This is a genomic window from Lancefieldella rimae ATCC 49626 (assembly GCF_000174015.1).
In the GTDB taxonomy this organism is placed as follows: domain Bacteria; phylum Actinomycetota; class Coriobacteriia; order Coriobacteriales; family Atopobiaceae; genus Lancefieldella; species Lancefieldella rimae.
The window spans coordinates 352,836-373,172 of sequence record NZ_ACFE01000001.1 but is presented as its reverse complement, the minus strand read 5'-3'; the positions used below and the strand labels follow the sequence as shown (position 1 = coordinate 373,172).

At 50.9% G+C, this 20,337-nt stretch carries 16 protein-coding genes; 12 read left to right on the top strand and 4 right to left on the bottom strand.

Annotated features, from left to right (window positions below; all coding sequences use genetic code 11):
- Nucleotides 1-5 precede the first annotated feature (5 nt).
- The 11 genes from murD (at nt 6) to ATORI0001_RS01720 (ending at nt 11,286) form a co-directional block, all read left to right on the top strand.
- The gene (gene murD, locus ATORI0001_RS01770) at nt 6-1,424 is read left to right on the top strand and encodes a UDP-N-acetylmuramoyl-L-alanine--D-glutamate ligase (RefSeq protein ID WP_003148720.1); all 1,419 of its coding nucleotides are present in this window, start codon (nt 6-8) and stop codon (nt 1,422-1,424) included.
- Nucleotides 1,424-2,896 carry an FtsW/RodA/SpoVE family cell cycle protein gene (locus ATORI0001_RS01765; protein ID WP_003148436.1) on the top strand — a complete coding sequence of 491 codons (1,473 nt, stop codon included), beginning with the start codon at nt 1,424-1,426 and terminating at the stop codon, nt 2,894-2,896. The genes murD and ATORI0001_RS01765 overlap by 1 nt, the downstream gene beginning before the upstream one ends.
- Complete coding sequence (gene murG / locus ATORI0001_RS01760; protein WP_003148350.1) at nt 2,889-4,031, top strand: undecaprenyldiphospho-muramoylpentapeptide beta-N-acetylglucosaminyltransferase; 1,143 nt, start codon at nt 2,889-2,891, stop codon at nt 4,029-4,031. Before ATORI0001_RS01765 ends, murG begins: the two co-directional genes overlap by 8 nt.
- Before the next feature lie 52 nt (nt 4,032-4,083).
- Nucleotides 4,084-5,496 carry a UDP-N-acetylmuramate--L-alanine ligase gene (gene murC, locus ATORI0001_RS01755; protein ID WP_003148591.1) on the top strand — a complete coding sequence of 471 codons (1,413 nt, stop codon included), beginning with the start codon at nt 4,084-4,086 and terminating at the stop codon, nt 5,494-5,496.
- Between the two features lie 17 nt (nt 5,497-5,513).
- On the top strand, nt 5,514-6,677 hold the full coding sequence (locus tag ATORI0001_RS01750) for a cell division protein FtsQ/DivIB (RefSeq protein WP_003148375.1): 1,164 nt from the start codon (nt 5,514-5,516) through the stop codon (nt 6,675-6,677).
- Between the two features lie 236 nt (nt 6,678-6,913).
- Complete coding sequence (gene ftsZ / locus ATORI0001_RS01745) at nt 6,914-8,077, top strand: cell division protein FtsZ (RefSeq protein WP_003148420.1); 1,164 nt, start codon at nt 6,914-6,916, stop codon at nt 8,075-8,077.
- 1 nt (nt 8,078) lies between these two features.
- Nucleotides 8,079-8,888: a purine nucleoside phosphorylase YfiH/LACC1 family protein gene (locus ATORI0001_RS01740; protein ID WP_003148197.1), complete on the top strand. Its 810-nt coding sequence runs from the start codon at nt 8,079-8,081 to the stop codon at nt 8,886-8,888.
- A gap of 1 nt (nt 8,889) precedes the next feature.
- Nucleotides 8,890-9,615 carry a YggS family pyridoxal phosphate-dependent enzyme gene (locus tag ATORI0001_RS01735; RefSeq protein WP_003148552.1) on the top strand — a complete coding sequence of 242 codons (726 nt, stop codon included), beginning with the start codon at nt 8,890-8,892 and terminating at the stop codon, nt 9,613-9,615.
- A 43-nt stretch (nt 9,616-9,658) separates the two neighbouring features.
- Nucleotides 9,659-10,273, top strand: coding sequence for a cell division protein SepF (locus ATORI0001_RS01730; RefSeq protein WP_003148640.1), 615 nt, complete (start codon nt 9,659-9,661; stop codon nt 10,271-10,273).
- Between the two features lie 33 nt (nt 10,274-10,306).
- Nucleotides 10,307-10,573 carry a YggT family protein gene (locus ATORI0001_RS01725; RefSeq protein WP_003148840.1) on the top strand — a complete coding sequence of 89 codons (267 nt, stop codon included), beginning with the start codon at nt 10,307-10,309 and terminating at the stop codon, nt 10,571-10,573.
- Nucleotides 10,574-10,653: 80 nt separating this feature from the next.
- On the top strand, nt 10,654-11,286 hold the full coding sequence (locus tag ATORI0001_RS01720) for a DivIVA domain-containing protein (RefSeq protein WP_003148630.1): 633 nt from the start codon (nt 10,654-10,656) through the stop codon (nt 11,284-11,286).
- A 132-nt stretch (nt 11,287-11,418) separates the two neighbouring features.
- On the opposite strand, the gene ATORI0001_RS01715 is transcribed toward ATORI0001_RS01720, so the two are convergent.
- Nucleotides 11,419-12,417: a TIGR03915 family putative DNA repair protein gene (locus tag ATORI0001_RS01715; RefSeq protein ID WP_237755881.1), complete on the bottom strand. Its 999-nt coding sequence runs from the start codon at nt 12,415-12,417 to the stop codon at nt 11,419-11,421.
- Entirely contained in the window at nt 12,347-13,786 is a 1,440-nt protein-coding gene (locus ATORI0001_RS01710) for a putative DNA modification/repair radical SAM protein (protein WP_003148179.1), read from the bottom strand. Before ATORI0001_RS01710 ends, ATORI0001_RS01715 begins: the two co-directional genes overlap by 71 nt.
- Nucleotides 13,787-14,032: 246 nt before the next feature.
- On the opposite strand from ATORI0001_RS01710, the gene ATORI0001_RS01705 reads away from it, so the two are divergent.
- Nucleotides 14,033-15,454, top strand: coding sequence for a CCA tRNA nucleotidyltransferase (locus tag ATORI0001_RS01705; RefSeq protein ID WP_003148454.1), 1,422 nt, complete (start codon nt 14,033-14,035; stop codon nt 15,452-15,454).
- Between the two features lie 75 nt (nt 15,455-15,529).
- Here the strand turns inward: ATORI0001_RS01705 and ATORI0001_RS01700 are convergent, their stop codons facing one another.
- Together ATORI0001_RS01700 and ATORI0001_RS01695 are read right to left on the bottom strand one after the other, a co-directional pair.
- Nucleotides 15,530-17,725, bottom strand: coding sequence for a YhgE/Pip domain-containing protein (locus ATORI0001_RS01700; protein WP_040324415.1), 2,196 nt, complete (start codon nt 17,723-17,725; stop codon nt 15,530-15,532).
- Between the two features lies 1 nt (nt 17,726).
- The gene (locus ATORI0001_RS01695) at nt 17,727-20,276 is read right to left on the bottom strand and encodes a YhgE/Pip domain-containing protein (protein WP_003148838.1); all 2,550 of its coding nucleotides are present in this window, start codon (nt 20,274-20,276) and stop codon (nt 17,727-17,729) included.
- Between the last annotated feature and the right edge of the window lie 61 nt (nt 20,277-20,337).

Sequence of the window (20,337 nt, the reverse complement as noted above, 5' to 3'; positions counted from 1 at the left end):
ATCTTATGGAGCCGCAGGTATCTAAAACACTTGGAGATGTTTGTGTTCTCGGGTTTGGACAGACTGCTCTGTCCGTCTGCACCTATCTGATGGCACAAGGTCCTTCTCGTGTGCACTCCGTTACACTTTTTGGCGGTGCTCAAACTCACGAAGGCGAGAAGTGCGCCGAGTTTGAAGCGCTTGGAGTGCATGTTGTTACGGGTACCGATGAGGTGTGCGGTACGTATTCGCTTTGTATAGCCTCTCCCGGTGTTCCTGATACCTCAGCACTCTTTTTGTCTGCCGCAGCACATTCGCAAGAGATTATCGGTGAGCCTGAGTTTGCGTTTCGGGAAAGTCCGGAAAAATGGATTGCCATTACGGGAACCAACGGTAAGACCACCACAACTACCTTAGTGACAAAAATCTTGCAGACCGCAGGGCAAAAGGCCATTTCAGTTGGAAATATTGGCCGCACCATTACCGATGAACTTTCGAGCCGCACACCCGATGAGTGGTTTGTGGCGGAACTCTCAAGTTTTCAGCTGGCTACCATTGCCCGCCTGCATCCTAAAACAGCCGCACTTTTGAATATCACCCCCGACCATCTTGAGTGGCACGGTACTCTTGCGGCGTATGCGGCGGCAAAAGAGAGAATTTTTGAGAACTTTGACATCCATGATTTGGCGGTTGTATCAGATCTTGATGAGTATTGCCGTGCATGCGCCCAACGCCTAGAAGCTCGGCACATACGCGTATGCCATCTCAACACGGAAGATCCAAAGACAGAACACGCTGCATTTATACGAGACGGTGTGCTTGTGGTCAGGCGTTCGGGCAAGGAGACAGAGCTTATACGTGCGGCTGACCTAAAGATTCACGGGCTACACAACGCTTTGAATGCGCTTGCCGCATCTGCTTTGGCTCTTGAGGCGGGCGTCGATCCCGTTTCCGTGCGCCACGCGCTTCTCGACTTTGAGGCGCTTGAGCATAGAATTGAGCCGGTCAGGGAAGTTTCAGGCGTACTGTACGTCAACGATTCAAAAGCGACAAACACCGACGCGGTTGAGAAGTCGCTTACCGCCTTTCCCACGCGAGGCGTGGTGCTTCTTTTGGGAGGCCATGATAAGGGGACAGACCTTGGCTCACTTGCAGCGGCGGTGAATAGGAGCTGTAAAACGGCAATATGTTACGGTGCCGCCGGTCCACGGATTGCCGAAGCGCTTGAGGTAGAAAAGACAAAACAGCACTCCGATCTTCATGTCGTGAGTGCCCCTCACATGAAAGAAGCTTTTGAGGCGGCGACAAAAAGAGCGATGGCAGGAGACGTCGTCCTGCTTTCTCCGGCATGCTCTTCGTTCGATGAGTTCTCCAATATGGCAGAGCGCGGTCGGACGTTTAAGCACTATGTGAGCGAGCTTGCAGCACAAGAAGGTGTTTTTTGATGGTTAGAACCCGTCGGAGCCAGTCTCAGTCGGCCAAACAAGAGCGCACGTTGTTTGGCGTGCCGGAACGTTTCATGAAACCCCGTATTGTTTTGTTGGTGGTCGTGACGCTGCTGGTTCTCTTTGGCCTTTTGATGATTTATTCGGCATCATCGGTTACCGCCATGACCAATCCCGATATGGGCAACAATCCCTTCTACTTTGTGACGAAGCAGGGAATCATTGCGCTTGTAGGTACGGTTCTTGCAGTTGGTCTTGCGGTACTTGATTATCGTAAGCTCTGCAGAGCATGGCCTGTTTTGTTTGGTGGCACGGTGGCGATTTTGGCCTTGGTACTTATGCCGTTTGCAGGTACCGATGCACTTGGAGCTACGCGTTGGATTGCCATCGGAGGCTTCACCATTCAGCCTTCTGAGTTTGCAAAGATTTCCATCATTATGATGGTTGCATTTTTGATTCAACAATACCTGGTTGACGGCGTCATTGATCGGCGTCGCTTTATCATGACCTGCGTGGCCGTTGTGGTGCTTCCGCTTGGGCTTATTTTGCGCCAGCCCGATAAAGGAACCACGCTTATTATCGTTACCTCCATTATTGTCATGGCGTTTCTCGCCGGTTTTGATATGCGCCTCGTCATGATGCTTGGCGCTGCAGGTGCCGTGGTGCTGCTTTTCTTGGCTACCCGAGACGAATACTCCCGCGCGCGCTTTTTGATCGGACTCAATCCATGGGCCGACTATAACAATACGGGATATCAGCTGGCTCAGGCTCAATATGCCTTTGGTACGGGCGGCTTATTTGGCGTGGGAATCGGGTTTTCAAAACAAAAGTACTCGTATCTTCCCATGGCTCACAACGATTTCATATTTGCGGTTATAGGCGAGGAGACCGGCTATATCGGCATTCTGTGTTTGTTTGCGGCCTTTGCGCTGCTTGCGTGGGCAGGCTATCAAATTGCCAAATATGCGCCGGACCTTACCGGACGACTTATTGCAGCAGGTTTTACCTCGATGTTCATCTTTCAGGCGCTGCTCAATGTAGGCGGCGTCGTGGGCGTGCTGCCGCTTTCCGGCAAGCCGCTGCCCTTTATTTCCTACGGAGGTTCAACTTTGCTCTCAAGTTTGATAACCGTGGGTGTTCTTATGTCTATCTCGAGAAGATCGGCTCTGCCTCAAACCGAGCATGATTCGCGTCGTCGCTCGTGGCGTTTTGCCGATGAAGAGGGCTCAGAGCTTCCTGAGGATTTTATGGAAGCATACGAGACACCTTCTCTTACAACGATAGGTACCCCTCGTTCAAAACCGGCAACGTTGGGCTCATCATTTACGATGGTTGATGGGGGAAATACGGGGAGAAGCCCGTCACGCTCTTCTCGAGAACGTATCGATCTTGGACCAAGCGCAACCGATCGTCTCCGTGGTTCTTTAGAGAGCAGGGGCACTCGCGGTAAAGGAAGGGATTTTCGTGGCTAATTCACATGCGCCGCTTGAGATAGCAATCGCCGCAGGCGGCACGGCAGGTCATATCAACCCAGCGCTTGCACTGGCAGAAGAGCTGCGCGAACGCGGACATCATGTGCGCTTTTTTGGTCAACCCAACAAACTGGAGGGAACCTTGGTGCCCGAAGCGGGCTTTGAGCTGGTTCCCATCCATGTTTCGGGTTTTAATCGGCGCAAGCCTTGGACGCTTATATCGGCAGGCATTCAAATGGAGAAAGCAAAGGCCGGACTGCAGCGTCTTTTTGCACAAGAGGGTGCCCCTGATGTGTCGGTGGGTTTTGGCGCATACGTTGAGTTGCCTCTCATGCGCTGGTGTGCCTCCCATAAGGTGCCTTATGTACTGCACGAGCAAAACTCGGTTACCGGTTTGGCAAACCGAGTTTCGGCACGAGCGGCCACACGTGTGTGCGTGGCATTTCCCCAGGCAAAATCCGCGTTTTTAGAGCACGTATCAGACCCCGATCGTATTGTGGTAACCGGAAATCCGGTACGCCGCTCGGTACTCAACGCTCAACGCGAACTGTCTCGTCATGCCTTGGGAGTACATGACGACGAGGTATTTCTCCTTATCTTTGGAGGAAGTCTTGGTGCCCGGAGTTTGAACAATGCAGTTATTGGCCTGAAAGAGCAGCTTTTATCGCACCCAGGAGTGCGTATTTTGCAATCGTGCGGAGCGGAGCTCTATGACGAGGTGGTAGACGCGCTGAAGCTGTCGGAGGAGGAGAAGCGCCGTTGGGAAGTGCGGCCCTATATCTCAAATATGGGAGAAGCGCTTGCGGCAGCGGATTGTATCGTTTCTCGCTCCGGAGCTTCCTCGGTTGCTGAGATCGCAGCGCGCGCCCTTCCAAGTATACTGGTACCATTTCCCCTGGCCACGGCAGACCATCAGACAACGAATGCGCACCTGCTCTCCGATGTGGGGGCTGCCGTGTTGGTTCCCGATGACGAAGTAGCAACTGAGTCCTTCTCGACACCACTGTTGAAGATGGTGGAGGATGCCGATATGCGCTTTAAGATGCATAACGCGGCGCAAGGGCTTGACCAGGGACGCTCGACACAGCTTTTGGCGGATCAAGTAGAACTTTCTGCACAAGCCCGCTCAGTGTAAGCTATTCGGGTAAAGTTATATATCTCAGAGGGTTTATCAGAGGAGCTTAGGTATGGCCAATCAAGACAGTCTTACAGTTACGCGTGCCCATTTCATCGGTATTGGGGGCGCCGGCATGAGCGGCATTGCGCTTGTGCTTCATGAGCGGGGCTGTACCGTAACGGGCTCCGATCTGAAGAGCTCGCGCTATGTGCGAGAGCTGGAAGAAGCCGGAATACGTGTCCATATCGGCCACGTTGCAGCCACCATCGATGAGGTACAGCCGGATGTGGTGGTAACGTCGTCGGCTATTCCCGAGACAAATCCCGAAGTTATTCGGGCAAGAGAGCTCGGTCTTCCTATTTGGCCACGGGCAAAGATGCTCTCGTATCTCTCTCGCGGCCGTAAGACGATTGCGGTAGCGGGTACGCATGGCAAGACCACCACTTCGTCCATGATTGCAACCATGCTGGATAAGATGGATCTTGATCCGTCATTTCTTATCGGCGGCGTTGTTGAGGGTTATGATACAAACGGTCGCAACGGCTCAGGTGATTACTTTGTATGTGAGGCGGATGAGTCCGACGGCTCGTTTATGTACCTTACTCCCAATGTGATCGTCATCACCAATATCGAAGCGGACCACTTGGATCACTATGGAACGCTTGAAAATATCGAGAAGACCTTCTGTGATTTTATGCGTTTGCTTGATCCCAGTGAGACGGTAATCATTAACGGCGATAATCCTCATTGGGTTGAGCTTGCTCGTTCTACGGGCCGCAAGGTCGTATCGTATGGATTCAGTGAGACGTGCGATTACGTGTGCCGCGCACGTATGCGTACGCAAGGAATTGAAAATCCGCTTTCCGTTACGACACCTTCGGGTGCCTGTATCGATGTTGTGCTGCCCGCAAGTCCCGGTACGCACAATATTGCAAATGCGTGCGCCGCCCTTGCAACCGCTGATATTTTGGGATATGACCTGAGCGAGGCAGCACGAGCTCTTTCGCAGTTTAAGGGCGCCCGTCGCCGCTTTACCCATGTGGGGGATATCTGTGGCATTACGGTAGTTGATGACTATGGGCATCACCCAACCGAGATCAAAGCAACCCTTTCAGCGGCACTGCCCTTAGGTTTTAAGCGTGTCATCTGCGTGTTTCAGCCTCATCGTTATAGCAGGACAAAAGATCTTGCCGACTTATTTGCCCATGCATTTGATGGCGTTGATACGCTTCTTGTGATGGATGTGTTTTCCGCAGGGGAGCTGCCTATTCCGGGTATTTCGGGAAAAACGGTTTCGAGCCATGTGAAGGATGCGGGCAAGGTATCTGACGTGCGCTATATTCCTTCTCGCCATAAGCTGGTAGACACACTGTGCGAGCTTTGTCGTCCCGGCGATTTGGTCATTACACAAGGTGCGGGCGACGTTACCCAGATTGGCCCGGCGTTCATTAAAGCGCTCTCCGAGCAAACCGATCACTGCTAAACTTGCGCAGGGCACCAATGGCACAAAATACTGACAGACGGCGTGGTACTCCACGTAAGGCAAAGAGCGTTCCCAAGGTTTCTCAGGCTCCGGCTCAAGATACGGCTCGAGCGTCTCAGAGGAAACCTCGTACTCGCTCTCAAGCGTCCAAAAAGACTTCGGGCACTTCTGTACAGGGCGCTTCTGCATACAGAAGTCCTTCGGAGGCCCGTGCAGAACGCCTGCGCCGTGCAAACCATGGCACGGTGGACGTAAAAAAGACAATACGCAGGGTATGTATAGGTCTTGTCGCGTTTATGGTGGTCGGCTTGGTGGCATTTTTTGTATTGAAGAATTCGTCTGTGTTTGCCATTACCAACATTACCGTTGATCCCACCGATCACATTACCAACGAAGACATTCAAAAGCTGGTGGCCGTTCCCGAAGGCACGACGCTTCTTAATATGGACGAGAAGCAGATAACGGAAAACCTCAAAGAGGACCCTTGGGTTGCCTCGGTTTCTTTTGAGAGGCAATTTCCCAATACCTTGCACATTACCATTACAGAACATAAGGTTGCCGCCCTTGTGGTTCCATCCGCCGGCTCTTCCGCTTGGTATTTGAGCGATGAGGGAACATGGCTTCAAAAGGTGGATCTGTCGGTTGGGGAGAATAGCTCGCTGAGTGCCGCCGCACTTGCACAAGCCGAGAAGGACGGCGTTCTTCTCGTCTCAGATGTACCGGCAACGGTAAATCCTGTTGCAGGAGCACCGGCAACCGATGAGGTTATCAAGGCGGTCCTGACGTATCAGTCAACCTTTACTTCAGAGTTAACGTCGCAGATTGTCAGTTATTCCGCGGCCAGTTCGGACAGCATAAACATCACGCTTACGAATGGTATTCAGGTGGCACTTGGCTCTCCGACACAAATTGAAGATAAAGAGAAGGTTATCCTACGCATGATTGAGCAGTATGCCGGTGAGATGACATATCTCAATGTGCGGGTTCCCTCAAGTCCCACGTATAGACGTGTTGCCGGCGGAAACACCCAAAACGGAACCGGCATTTCAACGACAAGTACATCAACCAATCAAAGCGAATCGACAAGTCAGGAAGAGCAGGGAGAAAAAACCTCTCAGACTGAGGAAGAAACCTCTCAAACCAAAAAGACAGAGACTGATCAGCAGAGTTCTTCCCAGTAAGCGATGCGAGCAAGGTGCGCAAATACACTGCGCCTACCAGCTGTCTTCATAATTTCTACATAATTGTTGACGAAACCCTCAAGGTATGCAAATATACCCCGCTTTGCATGAAGCGTAAGCCTTAACTTGAGGTTAAGGGTTGTTACCTGCGGTTCCTGCGAGCGCATAAGACAGGCAGTAAAAGCGCAGACGCGCTCAAGACCGAAGGGACAAGACGCATGCCACGAGGAGGAAAGATGGTTAAGGATACTGACACCCTTAATAACTACCTTGCAGTAATCAAAGTTGTAGGTGTAGGCGGCGGCGGCACGAATGCCGTTAACCGCATGATCGAAGAAGGCATTCGCGGCGTTGAGTTTGTCGCCGTCAATACTGACGCACAAGCCCTTGCCATTTCCGATGCCGATATTAAGGTTCATATTGGTACCGATATCACCAAGGGTCTTGGTGCAGGCGCTAACCCCGAGGTTGGTAAAGAGTCTGCGGAGGATTCTCGTGATGAGATTAAGGCAGCACTTGCCGGCGCCGATATGGTCTTCATTACGGCAGGCGAGGGCGGCGGTACCGGTACCGGTGCTGCTCCGGTTGTAGCCGACATTGCAAAAAATGATGTCGGAGCTCTTACAGTTGGTGTTGTGACCAAGCCATTTACCTTTGAGGGACGTCGTCGCTATGCATCGGCTTCCGAGGGTATAAAAAATCTTGCCGAGAACGTCGATACGCTCATTGTGATTCCAAATGATCGTTTGCTTGATCTTTCCGAAAAGAAGACTACCATGCTTGAGGCCTTCCGCATGGCAGACGACGTGCTTTGCCAGGGAACCCAGGGCATCACCGATTTGATTACGGTCCCGGGCCTTATCAACCTTGACTTTGCAGACGTGTGCACCATTATGAAGGGCGCGGGTACCGCAATGATGGGCATCGGTATTGCCTCCGGTGACAATCGTGCGGCCGACGCCGCAACCGAGGCCATCTCAAGCCGTCTTCTTGAGAGTTCCATTGACGGTGCCACCCGCGTACTTCTCTCGGTTGCCGGCAATAAAGACTTGGGCATTCAGGAGATTAACGATGCCGCTGATCTTGTCGCCAAAAACGTTGACCCTGAAGCAAATATCATCTTCGGTACCGTTGTTGACGAATCCTTGGGCGATCAGGTTCGCGTTACGGTTATCGCAACGGGCTTTAATGACAATAACGTCCAGCAGACAAACCTTCCGGCTGCACATACCATTGCCGCCTCACGCCCCGCACCGCGCAAGGCGTCTCGTCCAAGCATGCCAAGCGCCCGTCCGACGCAGGCTCCGGCTCCGGCTCCGGCTCCGGCACCGCGTCCTGCCGCAACGACAAACGATAAGGAATTTGACATTCCTGATTTCTTGAAGCGTAGTCGAATCTAATATGGCTGCGCTGGTACAACAGCGAAAAAGTGGCGTGACTCTGATTACGGATACGACGTGTCCGTACGGAGTCACGCTCGCGTTTACCGAAAGAGGCGGGGGAGTTTCATGCGGTGAGTTCTCTTCGCTCAATCTCGGGAGTGCGTGCGGTGATGCGGCGGACGCAGTCCGGCGCAACAGGCTGCGGGCACTTGAGGCTCTTGGAGCAAAACAATACGCCGATAATTTGGTGTGCCCTCATCAAGTTCATGGCGAGAAGATTCTTGTAGTTCATAGTGCTCATAAAGATGAAGTGGCAGCCGTGCGTACGGAGGCTACTCAAGGCGCTGATGCAATCGTTTGCCTTGCAAAGACGGTCCCCGTGATGCTCTGCTTCGCTGATTGCGTACCGGTTATCTTGGCAGCTCCGGGAGGGTTTGCCATTGCGCACTCGGGATGGCGCGGAACGATAGCGCACATTGCCGCCAAAACGGCACGCCTTCTTGTAGAACAAACGGGTGATCGTCCGGAAGAACTTCTCGCCTATGTTGGTCCTCATATTGGCGCTCCCGATTATGAAGTGCCCCAGGAGCTCATTGATCGGTTTGTGGACGAGTTTGGTTCAGAGGTTGCACCCTCCGATTTAGGCGGTTGCCATCTTGATCTTGGGTATGCGGTTCGCACGGCTCTTGCGGAGGCCGGGGTTTTGCCCGAACATATCTTTGAAGTCAGTGAGTCTACGGCAACTCATACGGACCGCTTTTTTTCGTACAGGGCAGAACATGGCCATTGCGGACGTCATGCCGCACTTGCAGTGAGGTTGGGGAATTAACATGGATTATGTATCTTTTCTTACCCAACGGCGCTCGGAGATTCTTGGGCTTGTGTCTGAGGCTGCCAAGTGCTCTGGGCGCGATGCGTCAGAAATTGAGCTTATTGCGGTGTCAAAGACTGTTGAGCCTGAAGCAGTACACGATGCGTACCAGGCAGGATATCGTACTTTTGGCGAAAACCGTCCACAGGAACTCGGAAGAAAGATTGAGGCTCTAAAGACGTGGCCCGATATGGCCGATGTTCGTTTTGACATGATTGGCAACCTCCAGACCAACAAGATTAACCACGTCATCGGTAAGGCTCGACTCATTCATTCAATCTCTTCCGAGCATCTAGCACGTGCGGTGTCCATGCGTGCCGAGGCAAAGGATTGTATCTGCCAAGTATTGCTTGAAATTAACGTGTCCGGTGAGGAGTCTAAGTCAGGCTTTTCTCCTCAGGAAGTGCAGAGGGCAGCAGACAATCTTATGAGTCTCTCGGGTATTTCTATCTGCGGTCTTATGACCATGGCGCCGCAAGGTGATGCGTATAGGGCGAGAAAAACCTTTGCTGGCCTCAGAGAGCTTCAAGGCACTCTTTCAAAGCAAATGGGACTGCCTCTGTCGGTACTTTCCTGCGGTATGAGTGACGATTTTCCGTTGGCTGTTCGGGAAGGCTCAACAATGGTTCGTTTGGGCCGGTTAGTATTTAGTCCCGAGTATGCGGTATCGAGCGTTTTACAATAGGATTGTTCAATTGCGTTTATTTGCAACGAGCGAAAGGTTGGATATGGGATTTCTTGATACATTGCGTGAACGCTTTGGCGGCGCTCAAGATGATGAGTATTATGACGATGAGTACTATGAAGACGATGAGTACGATGAGGGAAACGCGGGTCAACCTCATGTAAGGGAGACGGGCTCTTCTAACCGCTTACTTGGTAATCCTTCTCGCCCTGAAGCAGAGAGCGTATCGGTGTATACGCGCTCCGGCCGTCCTGTTTCGGCAACTCCAGCCGCCTCCTATGAGCAACAGCGCTCTCAATCCCGCGCACAGGCTCCCGCTGCCGCGCCGATGCAGACCTCAAATACCCTGAATTTCCAGCAGGCTTCTCGTGTACGATCCGGACAGCTTCCGCCTTATGTGTTGCGTCCGGTATCGTATGAAGACGTTCAGTCTGTGGTTCGCCGTGTCCGCACCGGGCAGCCCGTGGTTCTTGTCTTGAAGAATACAAATACCGAAGTGGCTAAGAGAATTCTTGATTTTAGCTTTGGCTTCTCGTATGGCATCGAGGGCTCCGTGGAAGAAATCGGAGAGCGTGTGTTTGTGGTTCTTCCGCAAGGCACACAATTATCTCAAGCTGATTTGGATAAATTAGCCACAGATGGGGATATTACAAAGTAATTTTGACGACAGAGGATTATACGGAGGTATTGCGTGTTTGGCCCACGGCTTATATCACTTATCGTGCGCCTCATAGAAGTCTATGAGTTTTTGATTGCTGCTTGGTGTCTGTTGTCTTGGATTCCATCAAGCAGCCGTCAGCTTATGTCTGTCCGCGAGGCACTTGGTACGCTTGTTGAGCCGTACCTCTCACTATTCAGACGCTTCATTCCGACGTTTTCAGGTATGGATTTTTCGCCGATTGTTGCGTTAATTGTGTTGCAACTGGTCGAACGTCTTATTTGGAATATACTTGTGTAAGTACCTCGTATAAGTTGTACGAGGAAGAAGTTTGTAAACTGCAGGTATTGCGATACTACGCATAACGAAAGGGAACAAGAATGGCAATCACACCAGCAGACATCGAAAAACAGTCCTTCTCTCCCTCAGAGCTTGGATACAACCCGGAAGAGGTAGATTCCTTCTTGGAGCAGGTTTCTTCCGAGATTGACGCAATGCTTCAGAAAATTGCTGACCTTAAAGGCCGTCTCACAAACACTGAACAGCAGCTTGCGGTAGCTCAAGATCAGATAGCACATTTTGAGGAGAATTCAGAGAAAACAGCGGCAGATAAGACAAATGCAGCCGTGGCAGCTTCCGAGCATCAAATCTCCCAAGTGCTTCTCGTTGCTCAGGCTTCTGCGGATAAGCTCGTTGCTGATGCCAAAGATAATGCAGAGCGCATTCGTAACGAAGCCGATCAAAAGGCGCGTGAGGTTATTCGTCAGGCCCTTGCCGAGAAGCAAAATGAGCTTGATGAGATTGATCGCCTGAAGCAGTCTCGTGAAGATTTCCGCGCCGAGTACCGCAAGCTCTTGCAGCACTTCATGGATGATGCGGACTCCGTCTTCCCGCAGGGTGTACTCAACAGTGGCAATCCGCAGGATGCTCACCTTGGAGCGGCTTCGGCTCCTTCAGCTCCTGCACAAAAACCTTCTGCGCCTGCGGCAAATGATTTTAGCGATCTGGACTAGTACGGTTGACTTGGCATTGGTATAGTAGCGTAGACATGCTCTGTGCCGGATACCTTAGGCATTACAACGGCATCGGATACACTTCCGGTGTCGTTTTTTGTTTTTAGCTTCTTATAGGTTTGACAAGTCCATTTAGGTATCAAGCAAGCCTTTCTTGGACGTACCCTGATAGCGCAGGGGAACCTTGGCATTACGTGGAAAATCTTGGCAGGAAAGCTCAGTGAGGCCTTCCCAAAATCGCTTGGGCATCCAATGCGCACGCAGATCATATCCGCGCTGCGAGGCATCTCTGCCTGGCAACTCAACTCCTTTATAAAACTCTTTCCACAACGCTCTGACATAGGGTTCATCGGCGGCAAGATCCTTGCGGGAAATGAGGATATCAAGATTGCTCTTGTCGGGCTTCATGATGCCAAAGTTTCTCATCTCCGGAGCATGGAAGGCAACAATACCATGTATGGGATCCACAATGAAAAACCGCTCATTTCCCAAGCGCCGGACAAAGTAGTTGGAAGCCAATGGCAAGACGTTTGCATGAGGCTTGAAGACAGCCATGAAGGAATTATCTGACATGCGAGAAAACCGTACGAATTGCCGCATATGCTCGCACTCAGTGGCAACTTGGCGCGCAAGCGCATTGAGGGCATGGGCAGTGTCATCGACAAAGTGTTCTATCAGTCGATCTTTTCGAGAAAAACCATCCTTCATAAAGCGATATACAATGTCAGGCATATCGGGCTCATCTGAGGCGCATGCCAGAACAATGCGCCGTATTGCTTCTCTTCCTTGCTGCCTTTCAAAACCCGTGAGAACTCTTTGCGCAAGAGCGACGGTACTTTCTTTGGCAGGATCAAGGCTGGGTATGCAAGTTTCTCCCAGGCGTCCTTGGTACGCATCGCTTCTTACAAGGCGAAACTCGGAAGTTGATATATGCGCAAGGTATACGAGGCCAACGGCCGCAACGACACCTTCTAAACTTGGGTTACAAACGAGAGCCACACCGTGGGAAGAAGAGCTGCAAAGCTCTTTGAGTTGCTCGATGGTGGGGATCTGAGATGGTTCAAAAGAGTCTTGGTTGTGCGCACTCGATGGCTCTCCGCGTTTTGTTATAAGAGCTCTTTTTTGCATCATCGATCACCAATTTTCTTATAAGCTCAGCGTCAAGGGGAGAATGGGGATCTCGTTTTCCCCGACAGCAAATAAAGTGTCTGGCTCGTTTGAGGGTAACGTTCATTTGCTTGAGGTCATCAAAGGTAAGACAGCGATTTCTCCGGGCCGCAATGATTCTTCTCGCACCTACCGGTCCTATTCCCGGAATGCGAAGAAGAAGTTCAAGCGGGGCATCCATAATCTCAACGGGAAATTTGTGGATGTGGGCGAGCGCCCATGCAAGCTTAGGGTCAACCTCAAGATCGAGCCAAGGGGCTTCAGGAGAAACAAGTTCATCGGGGGTAAATGCGTAATAGCGCATCAGCCAGTCAGCTTGATAGAGTCTGTGTTCACGTCTTAAGGGTACGGGCGTATTTGTTTCCGGTAAATGCACATCTTCAATCATGGGTATGTATGCCGAGAAAAAAATACGTTTCATATCGTAGTGAGCATACAGTGCCTGAGAAAGGCGGAGAATTTGGTTGTCACTTTCCGGCGTTGCGCCGATGATAAGCTGTGTTGACTGACCGGCAGGCGAGAAGGACCTCTTGCTTGCAGAGACAGAAGCGTGAGGACGGAGCGTATAGGCGGCACCATTGCCTGAGAGGCGGAGTCCTTCTGAAGCGGCACGATTTTTGGCCGTATATGCAAGGGTTCTGCCGGGGCTACTGTTTTGCGCGGTGATCTGTTGGTTTCCTTGTGGCCCCGTTAATTTTTTGCGCTTTTGTGAAAAGCCCAGAAGGAAATTCTCTTCAGCGCACCGTTTCTGGTAAATGAGCTTCATAGGCTCCATGACTGATTGGGTATTTTTGTTAGGACAAAGAAGCTTGAGGGATTGAGAACTGGGAAGTTCAAGGTTTACGGAAAGTCTATCGGCAAGGCGTCCAATGGTATCAATAAGCTCAGGAGATGTTCCCGGGATAATTTTGGCGTGTATATATCCGCGAAAGCGAAGCTTATTGCGTAAGATATGCAAACACTCAATCATCAGCTCGGTGGTATGGTCCGGTGTGCCGAGAACGCCGGATGAGAGAAAAAGTCCTTCGATAAAGTTACGTTTATAAAAGTCCACGGTGAGATCGGCAAGTTCTTGCGGCGTGAAAGTTGCCCGCCGGCACGAGGCGGAACACCTGTTTACACAATAGGCACAATCATAGACGCACGCATTGGAGAGAAGCACTTTGAGTAAGGTGATACAGCGCCCATCCGGTGCAAAGGAATGACAGCAGCCGGCAGCGGATGCCATGCCCAAGCTTCCTTTTTGCGCATTTCGGTTTACGCCGGAGGAGGTACAGGCAGCATCGTATTTCGCGGCATCTGCGAGTATGGAAAGCTTGTCAAGGGTATCCACGGACGGCCTTTCTCGCGAGAACGAACATAAGTTCTATATATAGTGTAGCGCTTTTTTGTGAGAGACACGAGAAAAATAGAACAAATTTTCTGTTTTTATTGCCTGAGCGGGAACGTACGGCTCGTAGAGAAGATTCTGAGAATGTGATTTGAGCGTTCTGTGTTTATACTGATAAATACAACGTTTGACGCGTGCCCGTAGTGCTGATGACTTCATGAACACATCAGGTGGGAAGGAGCCCTGAAGATGCCACCATATAACCAGGGGACAGATACACAGGCTCAAAGAGCATCTCACATGTTACAAAAGCTACTTCCCGAATATGCGGTATGTGCGCTTGAAATACTTGAGAGCGCAGGCTTTGAGGCTTGGATCGTAGGCGGCTGGGTTCGTGATGCATTGCTTGGGTCGGCTACGCATGATATTGATATCACCACTTCAGCGCACTGGGAACAGACCGCAGAGACGTATCGGGCAGCGGGATATGTCGTACATGAAACCGGTATCAAGCACGGTACCGTTACCGTTGTTGTCAATGGACATCCGCTTGAAATAACAACCTACCGTACTGAAGGCACCTATTCAGATCACCGCCACCCGGATGAGGTGTGCTTTGTTGACAGTATCGACAAGGACCTCGCTCGTCGTGATTTTACGGTGAACGCCATGGCGTTTCATCCACGGCGCGGATTGTTGGATCCCTACCATGGCCAATATGATCTTCAACAAAGGTGTATCCGTGCCGTAGGAGATGCACAAAGTCGCTTTGAAGAAGATGCCCTGCGCGTGCTCAGAGCCATTCGCTTTGCATGCAAACTGGGATTTTCGATTGAGAAGAAAACAGCGGACGCATTGTCTGCCTCGGCATCTCGTCTGGCTTTTGTGGCACAGGAGCGTATTGGAAACGAAATGTGCGCCATTATGGATGCGGGAGTCATGGCGCGGGCACTTCGTATTGGTTTTGCCGGAGTTGCCGCTGCCGTTCCAGAGCTTGCCGCCATGGAAGGATTTGATCAGCAGAGTCAATATCACGCATACGACGTTTGTGAGCATACCGCAAGGGTATGCGCGGGAGTGGAAGCTTTCAGTGCGGGCAGGGCTTCATGCGCGCTTCGTTGGGCGGCGCTTCTTCATGACGTTGCCAAACCAAAAACCTTTTCCGAAGATGTTTCCCATCGCGGTCATTTCTTTGGGCATCCGGAGGTAAGTGCGCAGATGGCACAAACCATTCTTGAGTCGATGGCAATTCCTCAGTCGGTGGTGCGACAAGCAATACAGCTCATTCGCTGGCACGATCTTGAGATTGACAAAAACATTCCGTCTATCCGCCGCTTTATTGCCACTCTCGATGAAGGTTGGATAGGTGGTGGAGCGCTTCTCGCCACTCAGATTATTGAGCTGAAACAGGCGGATGCTCTTGCAAAAGCGCCGGCGTGTAGAGAGTATGCTCTTGAGCTTGATGATATTTCTCGCATGGTACGACAGGAGATACAAAAAGGAGTTGCACAAAACCCTCAAGACCTCGCGGTCTCAGGGACTGATATTATGCAGCTGCTTCATATAGGGCCCGGACCAAGTGTGGGGATGTATCTCAGGCAACTTTTTGAAGCATATCTTGCCGGAGAAGTGGACAATACGCGAGAAGACCTTCTCGCCCTTTTGGTATAGGCACAAGCAGGCACAAGCGATACTTTTTGTCACAGGCTGAAGCCGAGGCGTTTGAGCTGAAGTCGAGGCGCTTGATCACATAATTTTTGTTGATTCAAGTTTTTGGGCAATCCATTCGTTTGCACGAACCAGAGGCTTTCTCAGAACAAGGCCCAAGAGGAGGGCACCGGCGAGGTAGGTTCCCTGAATGGCTACCTCTGAAATCCAGACGTTTCCGTAATAGCCCGCAATGGTTTCATGCATTGCATTGATGGTGTGTACAAACGGCAAGAGAGCGTTAACGTTTTGAAAGCTTTGAGGAAGCATCTGTATGGGGAAGGTTCCACCGGAGCCTGCCACTTGGATGACCAGCAAGAAAACGGCGATGGCCTTGCCTACGTCTCCAAAGGCATAGGTAAGCGCATACATGATATTGACATAAACAAATGATGCTATCCATAACGTCAGCATAAACCGCACCGGGTCGATACATTGTATTCCCAGGTAGTAGAGGTCTCCCAGGCCCACCAAGGTTGCTTGGAGGAACCCGAAGATGCTGAAGACCAAAAGACGACTCACATAGCTATGACGCGGTTTTGCTCCGATTGATTCGGAAAACGACTGGTCGGTGCCGGTTAAGAGCATTGCCACAAGAATAATCGCACCCACCCAAAGTGAGAGCGTAGTGTAAAAGCCGGCCATCGCCGAGCCGTTATTGGCAACGGGATAGACGGCAGTGCGCTCAAGTTGTGTAGGGGATGAGATAAATGAGGCAAGATCGGTACTGTTTGCGCTTAAGATGCGCCGCACGGCACCAAGGTCGCCCCCGGCAAGTGCCTGGGAAAGTGAAGTATGGATGGTGCTAAGACTGTCGGCAAGCGAATCGATTCTCTTTTGAGCCGTGGCGAGATCTTCTTTGATGGAGTCCAAGCTTTTGTTCGTAGAAGAAGATACATCTTTGAGCTGGGATATTGTCTCATTTATTGAGGCTGAGATAGCTGAGGTATTCGATGTTGCTCCATCAAGGGCAGATGAGAGCGAGTCAAGCTGGTCATTAAGGGTATTCTTGAGCTCGCTTTGAGTGCTTGCAACGTCCTTTTTTGCCTGTGCAACCAAGGACTTAATTTCTGCTCTGTCGGACTCAGAGACAGAGACGCCCTTATCGATTGCATCGGCTGTGGATGAAAGGCGTTCTTGTAAAGATTGCTGCGTGTCAATGGTGCCTTGGATGCGCGCAATCGGCGCATCGAGAACCGATTGCAGGTGAGAAGGAAGCGCTGCCTGTATGTTTTTGATGTCGGCAAGCAAGGATTGGTAACGTTGTGCAATACCCCCGACTTTATCCGCAAGTGCGCGCAAGTTGGAGGAGGTGTCGGCTGCGGTTGTGGATGCGGTGTCGAGTGCGGAATCAATGGCGCCATCCAGAGCCTCAAAGCTTTCCGTAGTTGATGCGAGAGCGCTGTCAACTGCATTGCCTGCAGACAAAGCGCCTGCTTTAAGTGCGTCGGTGCCATCGGAAGCCGAGCTTAGCGCGTTGCTTGCGTTTTGCGCGGCAGTATTTGTCGAACCCATAAGATCCGATGTACTTGAAACAATGGATTGTGAGGAAGAGATAAGGTCTCCATAGAGTTTAATGTGCTCAGAGATGGTATGGAGGGTTGAGATACTACGCTCGAGTGAGGTATCAAGCGTTGCAGCGGCATTCATGAGATGCGGATCATCCAAAGAGGTTGAAAGTTCTCCTAATACGCCGGCGCCTACCTCAGTAAGGGCATCGGTAAAGCCCGATTCAATTTGAGTACGGGCGGATTCAGCGGCTTTGTCGGTAACAAGAGGTGCGATGGCACCGATCTTTTCGTTACTTACGTAGGTAATGGCAGCGGCTTTGTCCGGGTCGCTTTTCCCATCGCTTCCAAGGCCGCTCAGTAAGTTCTTTGAAAAATCTTTGGGGATGATGAGTGCAGCATAATAGCGGCCGCTTCGAACGCCTTCCATGGCATCATCGTGTGTTGTATAGATGTAATTGATACTTGTACTTTCGCGCAGCTTTGAGGCCGCTCGCTCACCGATATTGACGTTTACCGGAATGAGGCTGCTTTTGTAGCCCTCGTCATCATTGGCAACCGCTATTTTAAGCTCACTTGTGTGTCCGTATGGGTCCCAACTTCCCTCAATATTAAGCCATGCATACAGAGAGGGGAGAACTACCAATCCCACGCAAACCACCAAAGCGATGACGTTGTGCGAAATGGAGCGTACGTCATGTACAAAGAGTGTCCAAATCTTTTTCATGCTATTCACCTCGCTCCTCGTGCTCAAGTTGCGCACTGATTATTTTGACCATATGTGGTGTATCAAGGCCGGTCATGGATTTTCTACGCCTCATGGTTTCGTGGAGGTATTCAATAATGATGAGGTAGGCGCAGGTGACCACGATGGCCATAATCCACATAATGAGCCAGAAAAGTTTGTTTTGCGAAATGAACAACACAATGAGAAGGCCTATGGGCAAGGCGATAAGCGCTCTGAGTCCATAGCGGATTCGAGCAGAGTAACGACTCTCAAACCGCTGTGCGCGAGCTTCCACATCGTGGGTATATTCATCGCTGTTTTGCAGAGCATGCATGAGAGACGAAAGCCGGTAGTGCTCGATTTTAATCCCGTCTCGCTCATGGGCCATAAGACCGGTTGCCGCAAGGCGGCGATCAAACAGATAGTTGATGTTTAAAAGGTGCCGGCGAAGTAAGACGCCAACGACAAATGCAGGGACAATAAAAAGTGAGACCTTCACGAGGTTCTCGAGATAGAAGTTCCCATAAAATCCGCCGATTGCTTCACGCATGGCTGCGATGCCGTAGGTAAAAGGAAGCCACGGGTGAATGGCTTGGAAAAAGCCGGGCATCATTTCAATGGGGTAAAGGCCTGCCGCACCAGGAATCTGCAGGATAACGAGGAGTACACAGAGAGCCTTGCCGATATGCTTGAATGCAATGGAAAGAGAGTAAATAAGAGTGGCGTAGACAATGGCCTCGACGATGCCGGCAAGGATAAAAGCAGCCGGACTTACGCACTGAATCTTCAAGAGCAAATCTCCGATACAGCAGATGGTTGCTTGAAGGATTGCAAGAAGCATCATCAAAAGCCATCGGCCGAAATAGCCTTGCCAAGGAGCAAAGCTTCCGATATTTTCATGGTCCACTTCAAGCTTATAGATGGCGATAAGAACAATACCGCCAACCCAAAGGGCGAGATTGGTGTAAAACGGCGTAACGCTTGAACCATAATTTGCCACCGGATACACAATGTCATCTTCGATCTTTACCGGGGAGGACATAAATGAAGCGATATCTTTTGGATTGAGGTTAACGGCCTCTTTGAGCTGACCCATAAGCTGTGAGTTCTTGATGACGTCCATGTCTGAAGAGAGGGTATCAAGGGTTTTTGCCGTTGTTGAGAGCGAGTCCTCCGTACGCAGCGTTGCATCTTGTGCCTGGGAAAGCACGTGGTCAAGTTGGTTGAGAGTTCCTTTGATTTGTTGAAGCGCCGGTTTTGTGGCGCTGAGCGTGGCATTAAGGGTATAGGTTGCATCACCGAAAGAATCAATGGATCCATTGAACTCGGGGATTGATGTGGTTGAAAGCGTTTGCACCGTTTGATGTATTGCATCGATGTTCGTATTGACCGTTGTATTCATGGTACTTGAGAGGTTGGACAAGGAGTCGTTGCTTGCGTGTATGTCGCTTGAAGCGGTTTGCAGGCGGGCGAGAAGTGCTTCTTCTTGAGAAACGCTTGCGTCAAGCTCGTCAATAAGGGTGTCAAGAGAACTTTGGTGAGCAGCCGGCAATGAATCTCTGATGGTTTTCAGATCATCTACCAGCTGACGGTTTGTAGAGACGAGACTTTGAACGGAAGCAACGGTACCGTCAACGGTTCCCATGGCACTTCCTACAGAGCCGGTAATCTGTCCCACTGCGGCATCCGCGTGGCTTGAGATGTCGCTTATGGAAGCACCGCCTTCTATGAGGGAAGAAAAAAGCTTTGCGGAAAGGGTATTGGCATCTTGTTTAATTTTTGGGAGTTGAGAAGTAATGTCGGAAAGTGTGCCCGCGGCCTTATCGGCGCTTTCTATAAGAGTATCAAGCGTTTTTTGAGCTTGTGCAAGTGTGGTGCGCGCGTCTTTGAGGGTGGATTGAGAAGCCTCAATCGTGCCCGAGATCTTTTTAAAATCATCGCTCGTGTCGTGCAAACCAGCAGTGACTCTGTCGGCAGCCGTGTCTGTCTGAGATGAAATGGTACTTGCGAGACCGATGAATTTCTCGGAAACAACTTCGCTTACCTTTGACACAAACGTTTCGTTAATCTGTGTGGTAATGGTTTTTGCTCCGGTGTCGGTGACTTTTGGAGCAACAGGGTTGATTTTCTCGTTAACGTAATATTGAACGGGAGCTTTTTCCAGATTACCCGAAAGAACCGAAGCCAGATCGGAGGTGAAGTCTTTAGGGAGAATGATTGCCGCATAGTAAGTGCCGGCAGAAACCCCCTCAAGAGCTTCTTCTTTGGATGAAACAAAAGTCCACTGAAGTTGCGTGTTGTCTTTCAGCTTGTCTATGACCATAGAGCCTGCATTAAGGTATCCCTGGTCTCCCACTTCAGCTCCGGTATCCTCAGACACAACGGCAACGGGCATCGTCTGGGTGTTCTTATACGGGTCCCAGTTAGCCGCAATGTTAAACCATGCATAGAGCGAGGGGATAATACAAACACCGATCGTCACGATGATGGCTATGGGGTTCTTGAGGATTCTTATGAGGTCTCGTGCAAATATATGTAGTACCGTCTTCACTGCGGTCCTTCCGATGACGTATTTTACGGTGGAACTTTACCCCACCTGAAGCCATTATAAT

Bases quoted from the DNA above. Each gene is read 5' to 3' on its own strand.
- murD (WP_003148720.1), top strand. From the start codon at position 6: ATGGAGCCGCAGGTATCTAAAACACTTGGAGATGTTTGTGTTCTCGGG.
- ATORI0001_RS01765 (WP_003148436.1), top strand. From the start codon at position 1,424: ATGGTTAGAACCCGTCGGAGCCAGTCTCAGTCGGCCAAACAAGAGCGC.
- murC (WP_003148591.1), top strand. From the start codon at position 4,084: ATGGCCAATCAAGACAGTCTTACAGTTACGCGTGCCCATTTCATCGGT.
- ATORI0001_RS01750 (WP_003148375.1), top strand. From the start codon at position 5,514: ATGGCACAAAATACTGACAGACGGCGTGGTACTCCACGTAAGGCAAAG.
- ftsZ (WP_003148420.1), top strand. From the start codon at position 6,914: ATGGTTAAGGATACTGACACCCTTAATAACTACCTTGCAGTAATCAAA.
- ATORI0001_RS01740 (WP_003148197.1), top strand. From the start codon at position 8,079: ATGGCTGCGCTGGTACAACAGCGAAAAAGTGGCGTGACTCTGATTACG.
- ATORI0001_RS01735 (WP_003148552.1), top strand. From the start codon at position 8,890: ATGGATTATGTATCTTTTCTTACCCAACGGCGCTCGGAGATTCTTGGG.
- ATORI0001_RS01730 (WP_003148640.1), top strand. From the start codon at position 9,659: ATGGGATTTCTTGATACATTGCGTGAACGCTTTGGCGGCGCTCAAGAT.
- ATORI0001_RS01720 (WP_003148630.1), top strand. From the start codon at position 10,654: ATGGCAATCACACCAGCAGACATCGAAAAACAGTCCTTCTCTCCCTCA.
- ATORI0001_RS01715 (WP_237755881.1), bottom strand. From the start codon at position 12,417: ATGATGCAAAAAAGAGCTCTTATAACAAAACGCGGAGAGCCATCGAGT.
- ATORI0001_RS01705 (WP_003148454.1), top strand. From the start codon at position 14,033: ATGCCACCATATAACCAGGGGACAGATACACAGGCTCAAAGAGCATCT.
- ATORI0001_RS01700 (WP_040324415.1), bottom strand. From the start codon at position 17,725: ATGAAAAAGATTTGGACACTCTTTGTACATGACGTACGCTCCATTTCG.